Source organism: Pseudomonas sp. TUM25319 (assembly GCF_056388475.1).
The window spans coordinates 852,124-870,886 of the sequence record NZ_CM150751.1 but is presented as its reverse complement, the minus strand read 5'-3'; the positions used below and the strand labels follow the sequence as shown (position 1 = coordinate 870,886).

The 18,763-nt window shown below is 63.2% G+C and carries 14 protein-coding genes, 2 tRNA genes and 1 pseudogene; 5 read left to right on the top strand and 12 right to left on the bottom strand.

The features are described from left to right. Position 1: 1 nt before the first annotated feature. Positions 2-1,207 carry a nicotinate phosphoribosyltransferase gene (gene pncB / locus AC05QJ_RS04130; protein WP_476745716.1) on the top strand — a complete coding sequence of 402 codons (1,206 nt, stop codon included), beginning with the start codon at positions 2-4 and terminating at the stop codon, positions 1,205-1,207. A 3-nt stretch (positions 1,208-1,210) separates the two neighbouring features. Continuing rightward, positions 1,211-2,038: an ammonia-dependent NAD(+) synthetase gene (gene nadE / locus AC05QJ_RS04125; protein ID WP_476745715.1), complete on the top strand. Its 828-nt coding sequence runs from the start codon at positions 1,211-1,213 to the stop codon at positions 2,036-2,038. Positions 2,039-2,115: 77 nt separating this feature from the next. Here the strand turns inward: nadE and azu are convergent, their stop codons facing one another. Then, positions 2,116-2,562, bottom strand: coding sequence for an azurin (gene azu / locus AC05QJ_RS04120; RefSeq protein WP_476745714.1), 447 nt, complete (start codon positions 2,560-2,562; stop codon positions 2,116-2,118). A gap of 349 nt (positions 2,563-2,911) precedes the next feature. Between azu and AC05QJ_RS04115 the strand changes: the two genes are divergently transcribed. Then, entirely contained in the window at positions 2,912-3,499 is a 588-nt protein-coding gene (locus AC05QJ_RS04115; protein ID WP_476745713.1) for an LOG family protein, read from the top strand. On the opposite strand, the gene AC05QJ_RS04110 is transcribed toward AC05QJ_RS04115, so the two are convergent. The 10 genes from AC05QJ_RS04110 to rnr all read right to left on the bottom strand — a co-directional run bounded on the left by AC05QJ_RS04110 (position 3,484) and on the right by rnr (position 16,653). After that, positions 3,484-4,398: a transglutaminase family protein gene (locus tag AC05QJ_RS04110; RefSeq protein ID WP_476745712.1), complete on the bottom strand. Its 915-nt coding sequence runs from the start codon at positions 4,396-4,398 to the stop codon at positions 3,484-3,486. The two genes, AC05QJ_RS04115 and AC05QJ_RS04110, sit on opposite strands and share 16 nt — an antisense overlap. After that, the gene (locus tag AC05QJ_RS04105; protein ID WP_476745711.1) at positions 4,398-6,863 is read right to left on the bottom strand and encodes a circularly permuted type 2 ATP-grasp protein; all 2,466 of its coding nucleotides are present in this window, start codon (positions 6,861-6,863) and stop codon (positions 4,398-4,400) included. The genes AC05QJ_RS04110 and AC05QJ_RS04105 overlap by 1 nt, the downstream gene beginning before the upstream one ends. Positions 6,864-7,094: 231 nt before the next feature. Further along, a complete protein-coding gene (locus AC05QJ_RS04100; protein WP_476745710.1) occupies positions 7,095-9,398 on the bottom strand; it encodes a YgiQ family radical SAM protein in 2,304 nt (767 codons plus the stop codon). Positions 9,399-9,503: 105 nt separating this feature from the next. Continuing rightward, complete coding sequence (gene dnaB / locus AC05QJ_RS04095; protein WP_330078048.1) at positions 9,504-10,901, bottom strand: replicative DNA helicase; 1,398 nt, start codon at positions 10,899-10,901, stop codon at positions 9,504-9,506. Between the two features lie 110 nt (positions 10,902-11,011). Further along, the gene (gene rplI, locus AC05QJ_RS04090) at positions 11,012-11,458 is read right to left on the bottom strand and encodes a 50S ribosomal protein L9 (RefSeq protein ID WP_003249568.1); all 447 of its coding nucleotides are present in this window, start codon (positions 11,456-11,458) and stop codon (positions 11,012-11,014) included. Positions 11,459-11,479: 21 nt separating this feature from the next. After that, positions 11,480-12,379 (bottom strand): hypothetical protein, encoded by a 900-nt coding sequence (locus tag AC05QJ_RS04085; protein WP_476745709.1) that lies wholly within the window; start codon positions 12,377-12,379, stop codon positions 11,480-11,482. Positions 12,380-12,415: 36 nt separating this feature from the next. After that, on the bottom strand, positions 12,416-12,646 hold the full coding sequence (gene rpsR, locus AC05QJ_RS04080; RefSeq protein WP_009403887.1) for a 30S ribosomal protein S18: 231 nt from the start codon (positions 12,644-12,646) through the stop codon (positions 12,416-12,418). A 28-nt stretch (positions 12,647-12,674) separates the two neighbouring features. Continuing rightward, on the bottom strand, positions 12,675-13,100 hold the full coding sequence (gene rpsF / locus AC05QJ_RS04075; protein ID WP_009403888.1) for a 30S ribosomal protein S6: 426 nt from the start codon (positions 13,098-13,100) through the stop codon (positions 12,675-12,677). A 224-nt stretch (positions 13,101-13,324) separates the two neighbouring features. Continuing rightward, complete coding sequence (gene rlmB / locus AC05QJ_RS04070) at positions 13,325-14,065, bottom strand: 23S rRNA (guanosine(2251)-2'-O)-methyltransferase RlmB (protein WP_476745708.1); 741 nt, start codon at positions 14,063-14,065, stop codon at positions 13,325-13,327. Then, positions 14,062-16,653 (bottom strand): ribonuclease R, encoded by a 2,592-nt coding sequence (rnr, locus tag AC05QJ_RS04065; RefSeq protein WP_476745707.1) that lies wholly within the window; start codon positions 16,651-16,653, stop codon positions 14,062-14,064. Before rnr ends, rlmB begins: the two co-directional genes overlap by 4 nt. Before the next feature lie 271 nt (positions 16,654-16,924). On the opposite strand from rnr, the gene AC05QJ_RS04060 reads away from it, so the two are divergent. Together AC05QJ_RS04060 and AC05QJ_RS04055 are read left to right on the top strand one after the other, a co-directional pair. Continuing rightward, a tRNA-Leu gene (locus AC05QJ_RS04060) sits at positions 16,925-17,011 on the top strand. Positions 17,012-17,094: 83 nt separating this feature from the next. Then, a tRNA-Leu gene (locus tag AC05QJ_RS04055) sits at positions 17,095-17,181 on the top strand. 81 nt (positions 17,182-17,262) lie between these two features. On the opposite strand, the pseudogene AC05QJ_RS04050 reads toward AC05QJ_RS04055, so the two are convergent. Beyond that, a pseudogene (locus AC05QJ_RS04050) lies at positions 17,263-18,744 on the bottom strand (surface lipoprotein assembly modifier). Positions 18,745-18,763 lie beyond the last annotated feature (19 nt).

Here is an 18,763-nt window from a genome sequence, read left to right as displayed (position 1 = left end):
TATGACCGCAAGCGCCTTCGCCGATCGCATCGTGCAAAGCCTGCTGGACACCGACTTCTACAAGCTGACGATGATGCAGGCGGTGCTGCACAACTACCCCAACGTCGACGTCGAATGGGAGTTCCGCTGCCGCAATGGCGAGGACCTTCGCCCCTACCTGGGGCAGATCCGTGAACAGATCGAGCGCCTCGCCGACCTGAGCATCAGCACCGAGCAACTGGCCTTCCTCGAGCAGATCAGCTTCATGAAGCCGGACTTCCTGCGCTTTCTCGGCCTGTTCCGCTTCAATCTGCGCTACCTCAACCTCGGCGTGGAGAACGATCAGTTCTACCTGCGCATCCGCGGTCCGTGGCTGCATGTGATTCTCTTCGAAGTGCCGTTGCTGGCGATCATCAGCGAGGTCCGCAACCGCAATCGTTATCCACAGGTCCGCCTGGCCCAGGCCCGCGAACAACTGCATCGCAAGTTCGACTGGCTGCGGGCCCACGCCAGCGATGACGAGCTGGCCGAGTTGCAGGTGGCAGACTTCGGCACCCGCCGGCGCTTTTCCTACGGTGTCCAGGAAGAAGTGGTCAAGGTGCTCAAGGCCGACTTCCCGGCGCGCTTCGTCGGCACCAGCAATGTGCATCTGGCATGGAAACTGGATATCAAGCCGCTGGGCACCATGGCCCATGAATGGATCATGGCCCACCAGCAACTCGGGCCGCGGCTGATCGACAGCCAGATCGCCGCCCTGGACTGTTGGGTACGCGAATACCGCGGCCTGCTCGGTATCGCCCTGACCGACTGCATCACCATGGATGCCTTCCTGGGGGACTTCGACCTGTATTTCGCCAAGCTCTTCGACGGCCTGCGCCACGACTCCGGCGATGCGGTGGTCTGGGCGGAAAAGGCCATCGCCCACTACCGCAAGCTCGGCATAGACCCGATGACCAAGACCCTGGTGTTTTCCGACGGTCTGAACCTGACCCGCTCGCTGGAGATTTTCCGGGCACTGCGCGGGCGGATCAATGTCAGCTTCGGCATCGGCACCAACCTCACCTGCGACATCCCTGGTGTGGCGCCCATGAGCATCGTGCTTAAAATGACCGACTGCAACGGCCAGCCCGTGGCCAAGATTTCCGATGAGGCCGCCAAGACCCAGTGTCGCGACCCCAACTTCGTTTCCTACCTGCGTCACGTTTTCAAAGTTCCCAGCGAGGAGTAACCCATGCAAGCCGTCCAGCGAGAGATCGCGCAGCAGCTCAAGGTCCAGCCGCCGTTCGCCGACCAGGCCGCGCTCGAAGCCGAAGTGGCCCGGCGTGTCGCCTTCATCCAGCAGTGCCTGAAAAACGCCGGGCTCAAGGTCCTGGTACTGGGCATCAGTGGCGGCGTCGATTCGCTGACCGCCGCACTGCTGGCCCAGCGCGCCATCAACGAGCTGCGCCAGCAGACCGGTGACGAGCAGTACCGCTTTATCGCCGTACGCCTGCCCTACCACGTACAGCACGACGAGCACGATGCCCAGGCCTGCATCGATTTCATCCAGCCGGACGAACTGCACACGGTCAACATCGCGCCAGCGGTGCGCGCCCTGGCGGCCGAGGTCAAGGCGCTGGAGAACGGCCAGCCGGCCATGGTGGACTTCGTCGTCGGCAACACCAAGGCGCGGATGCGCATGGTGGCCCAGTACACCATCGCCGGCGCTCGCGCCGGGCTGGTGATCGGCACTGACCATGCCGCCGAAGCGGTAATGGGCTTCTTCACCAAGTTCGGCGACGGCGCCTGCGACCTGGCGCCCCTGAGCGGGCTGGTGAAAAACCAGGTGCGCTCGATCGCACGCAGCTTCGGCGCGCCGGAATCATTGGTAGAAAAAGTGCCGACCGCCGACCTCGAAGACCTCGCGCCGGGCAAGCCGGACGAAGCGTCCCACGGCGTGACCTACGCGCAGATCGACGCCTTCCTGCACGGCGAACCGGTGAGCGAGGAAGCGTTCGGGATCATCAAGCGGACGTACGAGAAGACGCATCACAAGCGGGAAATGCCGTTCGCGCCTTGAGAAGAGCATCGCCGGCAAGCCGGCTCCCACAGATACCATGGGAGCCGGCTTGCCGGCGATGAGGCCCCTGAATTGAATTACTTCAGGGTGATGGTGCCTTTCATCATCGAGATGTGGCCCGGGAAGGAGCAGAAGAAGCCGTAGCTTTCGCCAGCGGCCAGCTTCGAGACGTCGAATTTAACGGCATCTTTCTCGCCAGCACCGATCACCTTGGTGTGGGCAATCACACGAGCATCACCCTCTTTCAGGTAATCCTTGTCGATACCGGCGCTCAGGCCGTCGGTAGCGATCGGCTGCATGTCGGCAGCCTTGCTGATCACCAGGTTATGGCCCATGACGTTCTTCGGCAGGTTGCCGGAGTGAGTCAGGTTGACGGTGAACTCCTTGCAGCTTTTGTCGATGACGATGTCCTTGGTGTTGAAGGACATCTGGTCGGTGGAGTCGACGGTGACCGAGCACTCGGCGGCCATTACCTGGGCACTGGCGATGGTCAGCAGGGACACGGCAACGAACTTGGCAAACATTGTGAATCTCCATGGCAGGTTTTTTATTGAAATCAGACTGCCCCATCCAGCGCCTGGCGCTGATGACATGGGTCAAGGGTAAGACCCTGAACCGGCAGTGAAATTCTTCTATGGTGTCCATCAAGACAATCAACGTGCCACATCATGCCCCCATGACGGACGATGAGACAACCTCTCAATTAGGAGTAGTCCGCCATGACATTCAGCACTTTCTTACAAAGCATGCTTGCCGCGTATGCCTGCGCCAATGCCGGCAACGTTTGCGAGTTCTCCCGCCCGGAATGACGCAACGCTTGGAAGACCCGCCCATGGCCCGTACTCTGTGGCGATTTTCGACCCGGAGAAAGTCATGTCTCTACGTTCCGTCTGCGTATTCTGCGGCGCCAGCACCGGCGCCAACCCCGCCTATCGTGAAGCAGCGGTCGCCCTCGGCCAAGCCATTGCCCGCCGTGGCCTGACCCTGGTCTATGGCGGTGGTGCCGTGGGCCTGATGGGCATCGTCGCCGACGCCGCCATGGCTGCCGGCGGTGAAGTGATCGGGATCATCCCGGTCAGCCTGCAACGCGCCGAGATCGCCCACCCCGGGCTGACCCGCCTGGAAGTGGTGGACGGCATGCATGCCCGCAAGGCGCGCATGGCTGAGCTCTCGGACGCGTTCATCGCCCTGCCCGGCGGGCTGGGTACGCTGGAAGAGCTGTTCGAAGTCTGGACCTGGGGCCAGCTTGGCTACCACGGCAAGCCACTGGGGCTGCTGGAGGTCAACGGTTTCTACGAGAAGCTCACCGGCTTCCTCGACCATGTCGTCAGCGAAGGCTTCGTCCGTCCTCATCACCGCGCGATGCTGCAGGTGGATGCCCAACCCGACGCCCTGCTGGATGCCCTGGACGCCTGGGAACCGGTGGTTCAGCCGAAGTGGGTCGATCAGCCGCCGGCCTGATCCGGTTCGCCCTCCAGCGGCAGCACCGTCACCCGCACCTCCGGGTCGTGGCTGCCGCCGCCGAGGATCACTCCGCGCAGCGGCGAAACATCGGCAAAGTCCCGGCCCCAACCCAGGGTGATGTGCTCCAGCGCCGGCAGCAGGTTGTTGGTGGGATCGAAATCCACCCAGCCGTGCCGGGGACAGAACACCGCGATCCAGGCATGAGAGGCATCGGCACCGATCAGCCTGGCCTGACCGGGCGGTGGCCGGGTCAGCAGGTAACCGCTGACATAGCGCGCCGCGAGCCCACGGGAGCGCAGGCAGGCAAGCATCAGGTGGGCGAAGTCCTGACATACGCCACGACGTCGCTCCAGCACCTCCACCAGCGGTGTGGCGACCTGGGTCGCGCCGGCATCGAAAGCGAACTCGGTGAAGATCTTTTCCATCAATGCTCTTGCCGCCACCAGCAGTGGCACACCGGGCGCGAAGCAGGGCTGGGAGAACTCGACGAAGCGCTTCTTCAGCCGCACGTAAGGCGACTCGAACCGATAACGGCAAGCGTCCAGCACCTGTGCCGACAGCGCCTTGCGCGAGTAGGCCAGGGCCTCCCGCGCCTGCTCCCAGGGCGGCGATGCGTCCAGTTGCGGCAAGGGCCGCGGCAGTACCTGGACCCTGACCTGCGTACTCACCCGCAGTTCGTCGTGCTGATACTCCAGCGCCAGCCGGGTCAGCGGGTTGCCGAACACATCCTGCTCGTCGCGCCGCCGTGTCGGCACCGGCACGATGTCCAACTGGCGCGCCTCACAGCGCTGCCACGGACAATCCCTGGGCCACAGGTGAACCAGTTGCTGGGCCAGGGAAACCGGGCTGGCGTAGCGGTAATGGGTGTCGTGGAGAATCTGGTAGCGAGCACTCATCAGGCGGACACCGTCTGCTGGCTGATATCGACGTGGGCAAAGTGACGCAACGCGAGGCGCTCGGCTGCGTCCTCGCTGGCTTCGGCGATCTGCCCGAGCATCTGTGCCAGGCCCTCCAGAACCGCCCTCAGGCTGGCCTCGCCAAACAGCGGGTCTTCGAGGCTATGCAGGTCGAAATGCGTAAGGCGCTCGGCAAGGGCATTCAATACGGGCTCTGGCGGGCTTTGCAGGCGCTCCAGCGAGCGCAGCAACGAACGAAGCTGGAACAGCACGCCATGGGGGTTCTGCGGGTCCAGCAGGAGCAGGTCCAGCACCGGCACCAACTGCGCCACCGCGAGATAACGGGAGCGGTAGGTGATGCTGCTGTTGGCCAGTTCCAGCAACCATTCCAGCCCTTCCTGATCGGTCGCCGCCGGACCACGCAGGAAGCCGCCAAGGCTGCTGCTCAGTGCATGCAGCCGCTCGATCCGCCGCCCGGTCAGCAGGAAGCGCCAGCCTTCGTCGCGGGTCATGTCGTCCAGAGCAAAGCCCGACAGTGCCGCCAGTGAGAGCACCAGCCGGTTGAGGAAATCCAGCAGCTCGGTGAAGTCGGCGGACAGGTCGTCCAGCCGCTGCGCCTCGCGCTGCAATTCGGTGAGCGCCTGCCAGTTTTCCCTCGACAGCTTGCCTCGCACCTGCCCCGCCGCCCATTGCAGGCGCTGCAGGTTGGCCCGCAGGCTGAAGCCCCACTGAGGGTCCAGCAGCGCGGTTCGCAGGCGGGTGTCCAGTGTCCCTTCCTCGGGCAGCAGCGACAGCTCCGAGGCGAGCGTGATGGCCGCTTCCAACGCCTGGGGCGAATCGCCATCGAGATAGCGCCCCAGCAGGATCCGCAGCAGGCGAGCGCTGGCATCACAGCGCTCGCAATAGCGGCCGAACCAGAACAGGTTTTCCACCACCCGCGATGGCAGATAGGGATCGGCGCGCACCAGATCGGCAACGCCGAGGCGGCGGCTGGCCTGCCATTGCTCGCCTTGCGCCGGCCTCTCGCCCAGCACCCAGGTGTCCTTGCTCGCACCGCCGCGCTGCATCGACACCACTTCGGCATCGGTCTGGGCCGCCACCCGCGTGAGCCCACCCGGCAGCACGCGCCAGCCATCGGCACTGGCAACGGCGTAGACACGCATGCCCACTGGCCGGTCTTCCAGTTGGTCGCCCTGCCAGACCGGGGCCTGAGACAGTTGCGCCAGTTCCTGGGCGACGTAGGCGTAGGGCCGTGCCCGCAATCGCGCGGTCAATGCCCGGCGCTGGGCATCATCGAGATCGCGCCCCAGCAACGGCTGGAAACTCTGCGAAGGAAACGCGGGCTTGAACAGCAGGTCGGGCATCTTCTCCAGCGCCTGTTCCAATGCCGCCGGCTCGCCACACCACCAACTGGCGATGGACGGCAGAATCAGCTCCTCGCCCAGCAACCGCCGGGCAATCGCCGGCAGGAAGCCGGGCAGCCCAGGCGACTCAAGCACGCCGCTACCCAGCGCGTTGGCCACCAGCACCCTCCCCTGGCGTACCGCATCGAGCAGACCGGGCACGCCGAGGGCCGAGTCGGTACGCAGTTCCAGCGGGTCGCAGAAATCGTCGTCGAGGCGGCGCATGATCGCGTGGACCCGGCGCAGGCCGCTAAGGGTCTTGAGGAAGACCGTGCCGTCGCGCACGGTGAGATCGCTGCCCTCCACCAGTGGATAACCCAGCTGGCGGGCCAGATAAAGGTGCTCGAACCAGCTTTCGTTGAAGCGTCCTGGGGTCAGCAGGACCACCAGCGGCGCCTCCCGCCCACTGGGTGCCAGCCGTGCCAGGCTCTGCTGCAGGGTACGGAAGAAACCGGCCAGGTGCTGTACATGCAGGTCGCGGTACAGCTCGGGAAACGCGCGGGACACCACGGTGCGGTTTTCCAGCGCGTAGCCGGCGCCGGACGGGGCCTGGGTGCGATCGGCAGTGACCCACCAGCGACCGTCCGGCCCTCGCGCCAGGTCCGCAGCGTACACATGCAGGAAGGTCTGTCCGGGCACCTGGATGCCCTGGCAGGGCCAGAGAAAGTTGTTGTGCCCGTGGATCAGTTCGGCGGGCAGCAACCCTTCGCCAATCAACTGCTGCGGCCCGTAGATATCGGCCAGCACGTCGTTGAGCAGATGGGCGCGCTGGGCGATGCCCCTGGCCAGCTCGTCCCATTCGGCCGCCGGGATCACCTGCGGCAACAGGTCCAGTTCCCAAGGCCGGTCGGCGCCCTCGGGATCGGCGTAGATGTTGTAGGTGACACCGTTTTCGCGCAGTTGCCGGTTGAGCAAGGACTGGCGCTGGCTCAACTGCTGCGGGCCGCTGCGCTGCAGATGGGCGAGCAGCTCCTGCCAATGCGGACGCACACTGCCATCGACGGCCAGCATCTCATGCCAGGTCGCGGGGCTTGGGGTCAGGGCATCCAGCAGGTCAGGCATCGAGGGCGCTCATGGGGAAGTCATGGACGCAGATGGGGCAAGACTTATGCCAGTGGCTTTGGGGTTCCGGTCTGGCCTCATCGCTGGCAAGCCAGCTCCCACAAGGCCGGGCTCAATACCTGTGGGAGCCGGCTTGCCGGCGATGAGGCCAGCAGTTCCTGCCACCATCACCACGCACCGAAGCGGTGCCCGCGACGGCTTCGTTACGGGGCGCAAGCCCCATTACAGGGCTTATCGCGGCAGAACCGGCTGGCGCTTGGTCTTGCCTTTACCCTTGCCACCCTTCGCGGCGTCCTTGCGGGCCTTGGCCGCTTCCTGGTTGCGGGCGAACGCAGCGGCCTTGGCCTCTTCGCGCTTGTCCCACGGTTTGGCGCCATTGCTGGCACGCGGCGGCAGGCCGGTGTGCTGGGTGAGGATCTTCTGCTCCTTGCCGACCTTGTGGCTGCCCGACGGCGTGGAGTTCTTGCGCCGGGCGCTCTGGTAGCTGTCGGTCGCCGGCTGGTGGGCCGGGATCAACTGGTGCTTGCCCGGACCGATCAGGTCGGCGCGGCCCATGCGTTCCAGCGCCTCGCGCAGCATCGGCCAGCCCTTCGGATCGTGGTAGCGCAGGAAGGCCTTGTGCAGGCGGCGCTGCTCCTCGCTCTTGACGATGGTCACGCCTTCGCTCTTGTAGGTGACCTTGCGCAGCGGGTTCTTGCCCGAGTGGTACATGGCCGTGGCCGAGGCCATCGGCGACGGGTAGAACGCCTGCACCTGGTCGGCGCGGAAGCCGTTGCCCTTGAGCCACAGGGCCAGGTTCATCATGTCTTCGTCGGTGGTGCCGGGGTGGGCAGCGATGAAGTACGGGATCAGGTACTGCTCCTTGCCCGCCTCTTTCGAGAACTTCTCGAACATGCGCTTGAAGCGGTCGTAAGTGCCGATACCAGGCTTCATCATCTGGTTCAGCGGACCTTCCTCGGTGTGCTCCGGGGCGATCTTCAGGTAGCCGCCGACGTGGTGGGTCACCAGCTCGCGCACGTACTCCGGCGATTCAACCGCCAGGTCGTAGCGCAGGCCCGAGGCAATGAGGATCTTCTTCACCCCCGGCAAGGCGCGGGCACTGCGGTACAGCTTGATCAGCGCCGAGTGGTCGGTGTTCAGGTTCGGGCAGATGCCCGGGAACACGCAGGACGGCTTGCGGCAGTGGGTCTCGATCTCGGTGCTCTTGCAGGCGATGCGGTACATGTTCGCCGTCGGGCCGCCGAGGTCGGAGATGACACCGGTGAAGCCGGGCACCTTGTCGCGGATCTCTTCGATCTCGCGAATGATCGACTCGTGGGAGCGGTTCTGGATGATGCGGCCTTCGTGCTCGGTGATGGAGCAGAAGGTGCAGCCACCGAAGCAGCCACGCATGATGTTCACCGAGAAGCGGATCATTTCATACGCAGGAATACGCTCCTTGCCGTAGGCCGGGTGCGGGACGCGGGCGTAGGGCATGCCGAAGACGTAGTCCATTTCTTCAGTGGTCATCGGAATGGGCGGCGGGTTGAACCAGACGTCCACTTCACCATGCTTCTGCACCATCGCCCGGGCGTTGCCGGGGTTGGTTTCCAGGTGCAGCACCCGGTTGGCGTGGGCGTAGAGCACGGCGTCGTTGCGCACCTTCTCGAAGGACGGCAGGCGGATGACGGTCTTCTCGCGGGTCATGCGCGGGCTGTCGAGCAGTTGCACGACCTTGGCTTCGTTCGGGTCCTCGACCTCGCCCTTCTGCTGCTCGATGGCGCAGGCCTGGGTGTCCTGGGTGTTGACGTAGGGGTTGATGATCTTGTCGACCTTGCCCGGACGGTCGATGCGGGTCGAGTCGATCTCGTACCAGCCCTGCGGGGTATCACGGCGGATGAACGCGGTGCCGCGGATGTCGTTGATGCTCTCGATGGACTCGCCGGCCGCCAGGCGCTGGGCCACTTCCACCACGGCACGCTCGGCGTTGCCGTAGAGCAGGATGTCGGCGCAGGCGTCGATCAGGATCGAGTGGCGGACCTTGTCCTGCCAGTAGTCGTAGTGCGCGATGCGGCGCAGCGATGCCTCGATGCCGCCGAGCACGATCGGTACATGCTTGTAGGCTTCCTTGCAGCGCTGGCTGTACACCAGGCTGGCACGATCCGGACGCGAACCGGCCTGTCCGCCCGGGGTGTAGGCATCGTCCGAACGGATTTTCTTGTCAGCGGTGTAGCGGTTGATCATCGAGTCCATGTTGCCGGCAGCGACACCGAAGAACAGGTTCGGCTCGCCGAGCTTCATGAAGTCGTCTTTGGACTGCCAGTTCGGCTGGGCGATGATCCCGACGCGGAAGCCCTGGGCCTCCAGCAGGCGGCCGATGATGGCCATGCCGAATGACGGATGGTCGACGTAGGCGTCGCCGGTCACGATGATGATGTCGCAGGAGTCCCAGCCGAGCTGATCCATCTCCTCCCTGCTCATCGGCAGGAACGGCGCTGGCCCGAAGCATTCGGCCCAGTACTTGGGATAGTCGAAGAGTGGTTTGGCTGCTTGCATGTCAGTGACCGGTTTTTTTGGGGGCAGGAAAATCACGGGCGCGGAGAATAGCACAAAAATTGACCAATTCCGACGTTGAAGGTCGGAATTGATCGGGGGACGATCTTATTCGTCGTCGTCGAAGTTGTAGCTGCCCGGCGCGAGGTTCTCGAAACGGGTGTACTTGCCGATGAAGGCCAGGCGGATGAAGCCGATCGGGCCGTTCCGCTGCTTGCCGATGATGATCTCGGCAATGCCCTTGTGCTCGGTTTCGGGGTGATACACCTCGTCACGGTAGACGAACATGATCACGTCGGCGTCCTGCTCGATCGCTCCGGATTCCCGCAAGTCGGAGTTCACCGGGCGCTTGTTGGGCCGCTGTTCGAGGGAGCGGTTGAGCTGCGAGAGGGCGATGACCGGGCAGTTGAATTCCTTGGCCAGGGCCTTGAGGGAACGGGAGATCTCGGAAATCTCGTTGGTCCGGTTGTCGCCGCTGGAGCCCGGGATCTGCATGAGCTGCAGGTAGTCGATCATGATCATCGCGATGTCGCCGTGCTCACGCACCAGGCGACGGGTCCGGGCGCGCATTTCCGACGGGCTGATGCCGGCGGTATCGTCGATGAACAGCTTGCGGTCGTTGAGCAGGTTGACCGCCGAGGTCAGCCGCGGCCAGTCATCGTCGTCCAGCTGGCCGGAACGGACCTTGGTCTGGTCGATGCGGCCGAGGGACGACAGCATACGCATGATCAGCGATTCGCCTGGCATCTCCAGCGAGTAGACCAGCACCGCCTTGTCGGAGCGCAGCACGGCGTTTTCCACCAGGTTCATGGCGAAGGTGGTCTTACCCATCGACGGACGGCCGGCGACGATGATCAGGTCGGCCGGCTGCAGGCCGCTGGTTTTCTCGTCGAGGTCGGTGTAGCCAGTGGACAGGCCGGTGATCTCGCTGTCGGAGTTGAACAGCGTGTCGATGCGGTCGATGGCCTTGGTCAGCAGCTCGTTGACGCCCACCGGGCCGCCGGTCTTGGGCCGCGCCTCGGCGATCTGGAAGATCTGCCGCTCGGCTTCGTCGAGGATCTCTTCGGCGTTGCGGCCTTGCGGGTTGAAGGCGCTGTCGGCGATATCGTTGCTGATGCTGATCAGCTGACGCAGCGTCGAACGCTCGCGGATGATCTGCGCGTAGGCCTTGATGTTGGCCACCGACGGCGTGTTCTTTGCCAGTTCGCCAAGGTAGCCGAGGCCGCCGACTTGCGAGCTGAGGCCTTCCTTGTCGAGCTGTTCGTGCAGGGTGACCACGTCGAAGGGGACGTTCTGGTCCACCAGTTTGTGGATCGCACGGAAGATCAGGCGATGGTCATGACGGTAGAAGTCGCCATCGGAGACTTGATCGAGCACGCGCTCCCAGGCGTTGTTGTCCAGCATCAGGCCACCGAGCACGGCCTGCTCGGCCTCGATGGAATGCGGCGGCACCTTCAGGGCTGCGGTTTGCAGATCATATTGCTCGGGGGCGGTTATCTCGTTCATGTCCACCTGGAAATCTGGGTGTTGAAAAAGACAAAGGGCACGACCTGCAAAGCAGGATCGTGCCCGATGTTAACCGGCTGGCCCCTAGGGGGCTAGCCGATCGATACAGCTTAGGCTGCGACGACGACCACGCGAACGGTGGCTTCAACGTCGCTGTGCAGGTGCACGGCTACGTCGTATTCGCCAACCTGACGGATGGTGCCGTTTGGCAGACGAACTTCAGCCTTGGCCACTTCAACGCCGGAGGCGGTCAGGGCGTCAGCGATGTCGTGGGTGCCGATCGAACCGAACAGCTTGCCTTCGTCGCCAGCGGTGGCAGTGATGGTCACTTCCAGCTCGGCCAGTTGGGCAGCGCGGCTTTCAGCCGACGCTTTCTTGTCGGCAGCAGCTTTTTCCAGCTCGGCACGACGCTCTTCGAATGCAGCCAGGTTAGCGGCGTTGGCAACGGTGGCCTTGCCGAATGGCAGCAGGAAGTTACGACCGTAACCAGCCTTGACTTTTACTTTGTCGCCCAGGTTGCCCAGGTTGGCGACTTTTTCCAGCAGGATCAGTTCCATTTGGTATAAACCTCTTAACTTTTAACCTTCACCGTTCGCGGAGCCGTTACCGGCATCGTTTGAGGACGCCCCGCGTCCGCGAAAATCAATCAGGCTGTCGACAATGGCCAGAACCACGAGCAACGGATAAATCAGCTGCATGAACAGCAGCAGCGTCACGTACAACCCGACCAGCCAGAACTTCGCCAGTCGCTTCTGCGCCACCAGGCCGTGAATCACGGCAAGGCCGGCGAAGACCAGCGGGATGGTGCACAGCGGTGTCAGCATCGCCAGTTCAGTGCCGAAATTCGGCCCGACCAGGATGAGCACCAGCAGCCCCAACGCCACCGCCAGCGGCAGTCTCACGGCGCGAAACTCGCGCCCGAAGCCTCCCGGGTTATACAACGCTGCCTGCCAGTAGCGACCCAACATCAGGGCCAGCACACTGACGGCTTGCAACAAGGCCGCGAGCAGGCCGGTGAGCACCGGTGCGATCAGCCCCTCGAGGCGGGCCCGTTCTTCTACCTTCAACTGCGGGTAGATCCCGTCGAGCATCTGCGGAAGGATCTTGGCGATCTCTTGCGCAAACGACTCGATCGGTTCACGGAACACCGAACCCAGAGCGACGCCATACACCAGGCCCAGGGCGATGCTGTACAACAGCACCCGGTTCCAGGACTGTCCGGCGCGCAACAGCGCAGCCAGACCGAGCGTGCCAAGCAGCACCATCAAGGTGCGCGGCTCGCCGAAATACCACCAGGCCAAGGCCGGCAGCAAAGCCCACGCAAGGACACCGGAGGCATCCTTGAAACCGCGCCGCAGGAACACCAGGCTCCCGGCGGCGGCACTCAACCAGAACAACAGCGGCAATGCCGCACAACCAACCACTACCAGAGTGGCCTGCACGCGACCGCGCATGATGAAATCAGCCAGGGCCCGCATGCAATTTATCCTTTGCTACTTGTCGACGACCCGGTCTCAGCGGCCGTGGCTGTCGGTGTAGGGCAGCAGGGCCAGGAAGCGGGCGCGCTTGATAGCGGTAGCCAGCTGACGCTGATAACGAGCTTTGGTACCAGTGATACGGCTTGGAACGATCTTGCCGGTTTCAGATACGTAAGCTTTCAGGGTGTTGAGATCTTTGTAATCGATCTCTTTCACGTCTTCAGCAGTGAAGCGGCAGAATTTACGACGACGGAAGAAACGTGCCATGTAATAGGCTCCTCAAAAGATCCGTGGATTACTCGTCAGCGTTATCGCTGTTGTCGCTGTCATTGCTGTCGTCGCCTTCGGCGCTGTCAGCATGCTCAGGACGGTCACGACGCTCACGGCGCTCGCTGCGGTTTTCTTCAGCCTTGAGCATCTCGGACTGGCCGGTAACGGCTTCGTCGCGACGGATGACCAGGTTACGGATCACGGCATCGTTGTAGCGGAAGTTGTCTTCCAGCTCGGCCAGGGCCTTGCCGGTGCACTCAACGTTCAGCATCACGTAGTGAGCCTTGTGAACATTGTTGATTGCGTAGGCCAGTTGACGACGGCCCCAGTCTTCCAGACGGTGGATCTTGCCGCCGTCTTCTTCGATCAGCTTGGTGTAACGCTCAACCATGCCGCCGACTTGCTCGCTCTGGTCCGGGTGAACCAGGAAGATGATTTCGTAATGACGCATGAATGCTCCTTACGGGTTGTAGTCTGCCGACAATGCGGTCAGACAAGGAGTGAATGACACTGTATGTCTTGTCCTGAAACAGGCACATGTGCCTATGACAAGGCGCGCAATTGTAGAGAAGCGCGGTGGGACAAGCAAGGTAATTGGCGAAATATTGAGCAGCTGCAAGCTTCAAGCTTCAAGCGGCAAGAGAGCCAGGCCCCTTGCAGCTTGAAGCGTAGCGCTCACTTTCTGCGCTGGCGCACGGCCTCGAACAGGCAGACGCCGGTCGCCACCGAGACGTTGAGGCTGCTGACACTGCCGGCCATCGGCAGTTTGACGAGGAAATCACAGTGTTCGCGGGTCAGGCGACGCATGCCTTTGCCTTCGGCGCCCATCACCAGCACGGTCGGCCCGGTCATGTCCTGCTGGTACAGCTCCTGCTCGGCCTCGCCGGCAGTGCCGACGATCCACAGGCCACGCTGCTGGAGCTTTTCCAGCGTACGGGCGAGGTTGGTCACCGCCACCAGCGGGATCACCTCGGCCGCACCACAGGCGACCTTGCGCACGGCGGCGGTCAGGGTCGCGGACTTGTCCTTGGGCACGATCACCGCCAGTACACCGGCGGCATCGGCGGTGCGCAGGCAGGCGCCGAGGTTGTGCGGGTCGGTGACGCCGTCGAGCACCAGCAGCAGCGGAGCCGTCTCGGTCCGCTCCAGCAACTCTTCGAGCATCGCCTCGCCCCAGACCTGGCTGGGGCTGACTTCGGCGACCACGCCCTGGTGAACGCCTTCGACCCAGGCATCCAGCTCACGGCGCTCGGCCTGGCCGACCGGGACACGGTAGTCCGCAGCCAGCGCCAGCAACGCCTGGATACGCGGCTCGCTGCGCCCTTCCGACAGCCAGATCTGCTTGACCCGCTTCGGGTGATAACGCAACAGCGCTTCCACGGCATGCACGCCGTAGATCTTTTCCAACTGACTCATGACTTGCCTTTGGGTTTACGCGAAGTGGAACCGGACTTGGGCGGCCCCTTGCGATGTTTGGTCGGTTTCTCCGCCTTGCCGGCGGACTTGCCAGACGACTTGCCCGAAGGCTTGCTGCCGGCATGCTTGGCGTCGGCCATCAGCGCCTTCTTCATTTCCCGGCTCTTGCGCACCTCGGCGTTGTTCGAGACGGCGTGGGAGGAGAAGTAGGCTTCGGCGGTTTCGTTCTTTTCCTTCTTGGCACGGCGAACCGGCTGCTCCTGGCTGGCGGCTGGCGCCTTGCCGGAAGCCGCGGCGGGCTCGGCGGAACGCTGCTTGCGGCCGATCGGCGCATTCAGGGTGTTCTCGGCCATTTCGAAGTCGATCTTGCGCTGCTCCAGATCGACGCGCATCACCCGCACTTCGACGGTATCGCCCAGACGGAAGCTGCGCCCGGTGCGCTCGCCGGTCAGGCGATGATGAACCGGGTCGAAGTGGTAGTAGTCACCCGGCAGCGCACTGACGTGCACCATGCCTTCGACATAGATGTCGGTGAGCTCGACGAACAGGCCAAAGCCGGTCACTGCAGTAATGACACCCGGGAAGGACTCGCCCACGCGGTCCTTCATGTACTCGCACTTGAGCCAGTTGACCACGTCGCGCGTCGCTTCGTCGGCACGGCGCTCGCTCATCGAGCACTGCTCACCCAGTTGCTCGAGGGTGGTTTCGTCGTACGGGTAGATCCGCGCCTTGGGAATGCTCATGGCGCCGGCACGCTTGACGTGCGGGGTTTCCTGGCGGGAACGGATCACGCTGCGGATGGCCCGGTGAGTCAGCAGGTCGGGATAACGACGGATCGGCGAGGTGAAGTGGGTGTACGCCTCGTAGTTCAGGCCGAAGTGGCCATTGTTGTCGGCGCTGTACACCGCCTGGCTCAGGGAGCGCAGCATCACGGTCTGGATCAGGTGGAAGTCCGGACGGTCGGCAATATTGGCCAGCAGCGCCTGGTAGTCCTTCGGCGACGGACCGTCCTTGCCCTTGTGCAGGGAAAGACCCAGCTCGCCCAGGAAGGCGCGGAGTTTTTCCAGGCGCTCCGGCGGCGGACCATCGTGGACCCGGTACAGGGCCGGGATCTCGTGCTTCTTGAGGAACTCGGCGGTGGCGACGTTGGCCGCCAGCATGCACTCCTCGATCAGCTTGTGGGCGTCGTTGCGCACGGTCGGACGGATTTCCGCGATCTTGCGCTCGGAGCCGAAGATGATGCGGGTTTCCTGGGTCTCGAAGTCGATCGCGCCACGGGTATGACGGGCGTCCAGCAGCACTTTGTACAGCGAGTAGAGCTGTTTCAGGTGCGGCAGCACTTCGCTGTACTCCTCGCGCAGGGCACGGCCTTCGCGGGTGCGGGCGTGCTCCAGCATGCTGCTGACCTTGTTGTAGGTCAGGCGCGCGTGGGAGTGGATGACAGCTTCGTAGAACTGGTAGTCGACCATCTGACCGGACTTGTTGATGGTCATTTCGCAGACCATTGCCAGCCGGTCGACGTGCGGGTTCAGCGAGCACAGGCCGTTGGAGAGCTCTTCCGGCAGCATCGGCACGACGCGCTCGGGGAAGTACACGGAGTTGCCGCGCACCTGGGCCTCGGCATCCAGCGCCGAACCGAGGCGGACGTAGCTGGAAACGTCGGCGATGGCGACGTACAGGCGCCAGCCGCCGGAGAACAGGCGCAGCTTGCCGAGGCTTTCGCAGTAGACGGCATCGTCGAAGTCGCGGGCGTCCTCGCCGTCGATGGTGACGAACGGCAGGTGGCGCAGGTCGATGCGCTTTTCCTTGTCCTTCTCTTCGACTTCAGGCTTGAGCTTGCGCGCTTCCTTGATGACCGCTTCGGGCCAGACGTGGGGGATGTCGTAGCTGCGCAGGGCAACGTCGATTTCCATGCCCGGTGCCATGTAGTTGCCGATCACTTCGACCACGTCGCCCTGGGGCTGGAAGCGCGGGGTTGGCCAGTGGGTGATCTTCACCTCGACGAACTGGCCGATGCGCGCACCGCCGTTGCGGCCCGGGGTCACCAGCACTTCCTGCTGGATCTTCGGGTTGTCGGCGGTGACGAAGCCGATGCCGCCCTCTTCGAAGTAGCGGCCGACAATGCTTTCGTGGGCGCGGGAAATGACCTCGACCAGCACGCCTTCGCGGCGACCGCGGCGATCGACGCCGGACACCCGGGCCAGGGCGCGGTCGCCATCGAAGACCAGGCGCATCTGCGCCGGGCTGAGGAACAGGTCTTCGCTGCCGTCGTCCGGAATAAGGAAGCCGAAGCCGTCGCGGTGGCCGGAAATGCGGCCAAGGATCAGGTCGAGCTTGTCTACCGGGGCATAGGTGCCGCGCCGGGTATAGATAAGCTGGCCGTCCCGCTCCATCGCCCGAAGGCGCCGGCGCAGGGCCTCGATCTGGTCCTCGGTGTGCAGGCCGAATTCCTCAACCAGTTGCTCGCGCGCAGCCGGCGAGCCTCGTTCGGCGAGGTGCTGGAGAATCAGCTCACGGCTAGGGATGGGATTTTCGTATTTTTCCGCTTCACGAGCGGCCTCGGGATCGAGGGACTGCCAATCGGCCATTAGGAGGGGTTCACCTTGTCTATATAAGGGTTAGTTTGGCATAGCCGTATTGAAACCGGAAATTTCAGCCTTGGACAGCCCCGCCGGAGCCGGCTCGCAAGGCCGCTGTATGTCTTTGCTGATCAACGGCTTGAATTTTTTAAGATTTTTTTCAAACGGGGCTTTACAGCCCTCAGGGGCGTCCGTATAGTGCGCACCACAGCGACGGAGACCGTCGTTATAGTTGAGAAGCCGCACGATGTAAAACATCGAAGCGCACTCAACGCAAGATGCCCAGATGGTGAAATTGGTAGACACGCCAGCTTCAGGTGCTGGTGACCTTACGGTCGTGGAAGTTCGAGTCTTCTTCTGGGCACCAATTCAAAATTTCAGATCGCGCTTATCACATCTGGAATTTACGCAAGACGCTACACTGCTTTTGTTTCAAATGCTTCAAAATTTGCCCAGATGGTGAAATTGGTAGACACGCCAGCTTCAGGTGCTGGTGACCTTACGGTCGTGGAAGTTCGAGTCTTCTTCTGGGCACCATATTTCTAAAGAAACCCGCGAAAGCGGGTTTTTTTATGCCTGCGATTTGTGCGCCCGGGTGAACCGGGGCTCCCTTCCCTCCTAAAAAGTCTTCTCGAACTTCAACGCCACTTCGGTCTGCCGGTAGGAATAGGCCCAGTCGATGCTGCTGTCGGTGACCGTGCGCTTGGCGTACAGGGTCGGCACCACACCGGCGAAGGCCAGGCGCGGCAGGCTCAGGTTGGCGATGTAGATCTGCTAGCGGTCCTTGCGCAGGCCACCCAGGAACGCGTCCGGCTCATCGTAGCGGGTCGTGCGGTACAGACCGATCAGGCTCAGGTTCACGCCAGGATCGAAGCTGTGATAAGCGCCGAGGCTGCCCATGTATTCGCGGTTGCTGGCGGTGTCGGCGTCCTGGCTGCGCCGGGTGTAGGTCACCCCGCCGAACACCAGGGTACGGGGATCGAGCAAGTACGACAGCGATGTGCCGATCTGGCCCTCGTCGTAGTCATCGAAATACTCGCGCTGCTCACCCTGGAACCGGAAATGCTTATGCTGGGCCTGCAGACCCACCTGCAGGCGGTTGCTCAGGTTGTGCTTCCACTCCCCGCGCACCCCACTGGCCTGGTACTTGGTGTGATGGTCGTTGTAGTAATTCTCGAACAGCGGTGTGAACGACACATCGTTCAGCGCGCTCTGGAAGTTGTAGCCGGCGTAGAGCACCGTGGTGTTGTCGTCGTACCAGGTTTTGACATCGTCCTCTTCGCTGTGCCGGTCGTAGCGGTTGCCATAGGTGAGGCCGCGCGCCAGCAGATGATGATTGCCGGCGATCTGGAAACGCCGCTCGGCCGCAGCGTCGTAGACCACGCTGGAAGAACTGATTTTCTTCGGCATCTGCCGGGTGTAGTCGAAGCAGTCGAAGAAGACCGAGCAGACCTGGGTCGTGGTGGTCATGCCGTTGGCCTGGTTGATGTTGCTGTTGTAGCCAAAACCCAACGAGGCCGACCCATGCCATTCGCGGCGCAGATCGATGCCCTTGTGGTATTCGCCCAGCACGCTCAGAACCTGCTCGGGTACATCGCTGGCGGCGACCTCGCGGAACAGCGTCTCGGCCTCGCGAGTCTGGTTGTCCTCGAACAGGGTGCGGGCCAGCTCCAGGCGCGCGCGAACGAAACCGGGTTGCAACTCATCGGCCTTGTGCAGATGCGCGATGGCCTGCTTGTACCGGCGCTCACTGCGGGCGATCAGCCCCTCGGCCATTTCCACCAGCGCCGGCTCATGTCCGGGCAACTCGCGGTAGCGTTCGACGAACTGGCGCACCTTGCCCCACTGCTGCAGGTTGATGGAGACGTAGATGGCCGGGCCCAGGTCTTCGAGCGTGTTCTGGACGTTGTAGGTCTGCCCCTGGATGGTGATCAGCGAAGCGTCGTTCTCGGCCGGATCCGGCGCGCCAAGATTGGCCCGCTCGCGTGCCTCCGCGCCGCGGTCGATCCTGTTCAGCAGCAGACGGGTGTCGTCATCGTCGGCCAGCAGCGCGGTGGAACACAGGGCAGAAAAACACAGCAGGGCAACGCGCCCCCGCATGGACGGCAGCATGGTGAGG

Coding starts and splice junctions, on each gene's coding strand:
- pncB (WP_476745716.1), top strand. CDS start 2: ATGACCGCAAGCGCCTTCGCCGATCGCATCGTGCAAAGCCTGCTGGAC.
- rpsR (WP_009403887.1), bottom strand. CDS start 12,646: ATGGCACGTTTCTTCCGTCGTCGTAAATTCTGCCGCTTCACTGCTGAA.
- rlmB (WP_476745708.1), bottom strand. CDS start 14,065: ATGAGTCAGTTGGAAAAGATCTACGGCGTGCATGCCGTGGAAGCGCTG.
- AC05QJ_RS04105 (WP_476745711.1), bottom strand. CDS start 6,863: ATGCCTGACCTGCTGGATGCCCTGACCCCAAGCCCCGCGACCTGGCAT.
- AC05QJ_RS04110 (WP_476745712.1), bottom strand. CDS start 4,398: ATGAGTGCTCGCTACCAGATTCTCCACGACACCCATTACCGCTACGCC.
- rplI (WP_003249568.1), bottom strand. CDS start 11,458: ATGGAACTGATCCTGCTGGAAAAAGTCGCCAACCTGGGCAACCTGGGC.
- AC05QJ_RS04115 (WP_476745713.1), top strand. CDS start 2,912: ATGTCTCTACGTTCCGTCTGCGTATTCTGCGGCGCCAGCACCGGCGCC.
- nadE (WP_476745715.1), top strand. CDS start 1,211: ATGCAAGCCGTCCAGCGAGAGATCGCGCAGCAGCTCAAGGTCCAGCCG.
- AC05QJ_RS04100 (WP_476745710.1), bottom strand. CDS start 9,398: ATGCAAGCAGCCAAACCACTCTTCGACTATCCCAAGTACTGGGCCGAA.
- AC05QJ_RS04085 (WP_476745709.1), bottom strand. CDS start 12,379: ATGCGGGCCCTGGCTGATTTCATCATGCGCGGTCGCGTGCAGGCCACT.
- rpsF (WP_009403888.1), bottom strand. CDS start 13,100: ATGCGTCATTACGAAATCATCTTCCTGGTTCACCCGGACCAGAGCGAG.
- rnr (WP_476745707.1), bottom strand. CDS start 16,653: ATGGCCGATTGGCAGTCCCTCGATCCCGAGGCCGCTCGTGAAGCGGAA.
- azu (WP_476745714.1), bottom strand. CDS start 2,562: ATGTTTGCCAAGTTCGTTGCCGTGTCCCTGCTGACCATCGCCAGTGCC.
- dnaB (WP_330078048.1), bottom strand. CDS start 10,901: ATGAACGAGATAACCGCCCCCGAGCAATATGATCTGCAAACCGCAGCC.